The sequence below is a fragment of the Amycolatopsis saalfeldensis genome (genome assembly GCF_900110575.1).
GTDB lineage: Bacteria > Actinomycetota > Actinomycetes > Mycobacteriales > Pseudonocardiaceae > Amycolatopsis > Amycolatopsis saalfeldensis.
On sequence record NZ_FOEF01000059.1, the window covers coordinates 1 to 2,871 of the forward strand.

At 69.2% G+C, this 2,871-nt stretch carries 3 protein-coding genes; all 3 read left to right on the forward strand.

Features of this window, described 5'->3' with window-relative positions; genetic code table 11:
- On the forward strand, nt 1-750 hold a 750-nt coding region (locus BMY97_RS45640; protein ID WP_342744090.1), incomplete at its 5' end, for an amino acid--tRNA ligase-related protein.
- Nucleotides 751-851: 101 nt separating this feature from the next.
- The gene (locus BMY97_RS47665) at nt 852-1,415 is read left to right on the forward strand and encodes a hypothetical protein (RefSeq protein WP_091629918.1); all 564 of its coding nucleotides are present in this window, start codon (nt 852-854) and stop codon (nt 1,413-1,415) included.
- Between the two features lie 68 nt (nt 1,416-1,483).
- Nucleotides 1,484-2,074, forward strand: a complete 591-nt coding sequence (locus tag BMY97_RS45650; RefSeq protein WP_091629916.1) for a DinB family protein — start codon at nt 1,484-1,486, stop codon at nt 2,072-2,074.
- Nucleotides 2,075-2,871 lie beyond the last annotated feature (797 nt).

A 2,871-nucleotide genomic window follows, 5' to 3' on the forward strand; every position in this document is an offset into this window, starting at 1 on the left:
CGGAACTTCCGCAATGAAGGCGTCGATGCCACGCACAATCCGGAATTCACGATGCTCGAGGCGTACCAGGCGTACGCGGACTACAACTCGATGCGGAACCTCACACGAGAGCTGGTGCAGTACGCGGCCGAAGCGGCGTACGGCGCGCAGATCGTGCGCCGGGTCGACGCCGACGGGCGTGTGGTCGAGCACGACATCTCCGGTGACTGGCCGGTGATTCCCGTGCACGAGGCCATTTCCGCGGCGATGGGCGAGGAGATCACGTCGTCGACGTCGGTGTCCGAGCTGCGTCGGCTGTGCGCCGCGGCGGGGGTCCCGGTGGCCGAGGAAGCCGGCCACGGCGACCTGGTGCTGAAGGCGTACGAGCATCTGGTCGAGGGTCAGACCGTGCTGCCGACGTTTTACACGGACTACCCGACCGACGTCTCGCCGCTGACCCGGCAGCACCGCGTCGACCCGCTGCTGGCCGAGCGCTGGGACCTGGTCGCGTTCGGCCTGGAGGTCGGCACTGCGTACACCGAGCTGACGGACCCGATCGAGCAGCGGCGGCGCCTGGAAGCCCAGTCGCTGCGCGCGGCGAGCGGCGACGTCGAGGCGATGGAGCTGGACGAGGACTTCCTGCAGGCGCTCGAACACGGCATGCCGCCCACCGGCGGCCTCGGGATCGGCATCGACCGGCTGCTGATGATGCTCAGCGGCGCGTCGGTCCGGCAGACGGTGCTGTTCCCGTTCGTCCGCCCGCACGGCTGAGTGACGGTGCGGTCGCTGGTCGTAATCCTTGCTGTGAAGCGAAAATCACGGCTGTGACACCAGCGCGCGCGACGTCGCACTTTGTCCCTTAGGGTGTGGCGGTGCGTGCTGCGCGAATCGCTGCGGTGGTCCTGTTCATCGTCGGACTGGCGGCGTATTCCGCGTGGTTGCTGGAGTTCGTGGTCCCGACCGGGTTGTCGCCCGTCGACCGTCCGGCCGAGGACCTGCTGGGCGCGGACGTGCTGTTCCGCGTCGCGCGCGGGGTGGCCGGGCTCGCGTTCGCCCTGTCCGGACCGCCGTTGATGCGGCTGGCCCCGGTGCACTGGACCGGCCGGCTCAGCGCGATCTCGGTGTGCCTGTTCGGCTTCCTGATGCTGGCCGACGCCGCACGACCGGGGACGCGGGCCGTCGACGTGGCGGCCAACCTGGTGTTCGTGGCGGGCGCGCTGAGCCTCGTGTTGTGGTGGCCGCCGCGCTGGCGCGAGTGGGCGGTCGGCGGCCTGGCGCTGGTGCTGGTGACGTGGGCGCTGGTGCTGGTCGCGGGGCTGCTGGGGCCGGGGCACCTGGAAGGGCTGTTCACGCGGGCGCAGCTGGTGGTGCGGACGGTGCTGCTGGCCGTCGGCGTCACGTACGTCGCGGTGATGCCGGCGCCGCGGCGGCTCTGAAAATTGTCGGTGGTGGCTGGGATGCTTCCGGAGTCCGGGTGAGACCCCTTCTGGAAGTGAGGACCATCATGGCGGGAAGCGTCCCTCCGGTGACCGACGAGCGCAGCGGCCTGCTGGCCTACCTGGCCCAGCAGCGCCACGTGATCCGGATAGCGGCACACGGATTGTCGGACGAGCAGGCGAGAGCCGTGCCGAGCGCCAGCGAACTGAGCGTCGGCGGCTTGGTGAAGCACGCGGCCAACACGGAGAGCGGCTGGATCGACGTGGTGCTGCAGCAGCCGCAGAAGCCGTTCGAGGACTCGATGGCGGATTACTTCGAGCACTACCGCCTGGGGGAGTCGGAGACGATGGCGTCGGTGCTGGACCGGTACGACCGCGTCGCCGCCCGCACGGAAGAGGTCGTCGCGGGCATCGCGGACCTGGGCCAGCCCGTGCCGGTGCCCCAGGGCGTGCCCTGGTACCCGAAGGACGTGGAGGCCTGGTCGGTCCGATGGGTCCTGCTACACCTGATCGAGGAGACCGCCCGCCACGCCGGCCACGCAGACATCATCCGCGAGTCCCTGGACGGCGCCACGGCAATGCCACTGATGGCCGCAGCGGAAGGCTGGCCGGAATCGGACTGGCTCAAACCTTGGCAAGCCACCCCGATCTCCGGTTGACGGTTTTCTGATCGCCCGGTTCTCGGTCGCCGGTTCTCTGGTCCCTGCCCTTTCCGGTTGCGGCCTTTGTCCAGCGGGGTGCGGGTTGGTCTCTGGCCCCCCGGGGCATCGGGTTGCCAGCGGGGTGACCTGGACTCTCGGGCAACCGAGTAGCCCTGCGCAGAGCCGTGCGTTGCGGAAATGCCGTGCGGTTGCGGAAGAGACGGGTGTCGCGGAGGTGCTGGGTGCCCTGAAGGCGCCGCGCGTGGCTGCTGGGCTGGGTGTTGTGAAGGTGCCGTGTGTGGCGGATGCGCCGTGCACAGCGTAGGTGCAGTGCGTGGCGGCGCGGCTGGGTGTTTTGAAGGTGCCGGGGGCGGTGGAGGGGCTGGGCGGTTGCGGGAAGTGCGGTGCGGAGCGGAGGTTCTGTGCGTGGCGGCGCTGCTGGGTTTTGTGGAGGTGCCGTGCGCGGCGGAGGGGCTGGGCGGTTGTTTTGCGTGGCGGCGCGGCTGGGTGTTGTGGAGGTGCCGTGCGTGGCGGATGCGCGGTGCATGGCGGAGGTGCCGTGCGCGGTCGAGGGGCTGGGTGTTGTGGAAGTGCTGGGTGCGGTGGAGGTGCTGTGCATAGCAGAGAGGCTGGTCGCTGCTGAAGTGCTGGGTCCTGCGCAGATGCCGTACGCGGCGGGACTGGGTGGTGCTGAAGAGCTATGCGTTGCAGAGGAGTCGAGGGCCCTGTCATGATTTCCGTGTAAGCCACGGACGATTTCTTCTTCTATTCTAGTGGAGTGGGAGTCGGTCTGGGAAGAGTGCGGCGAGGGTGTT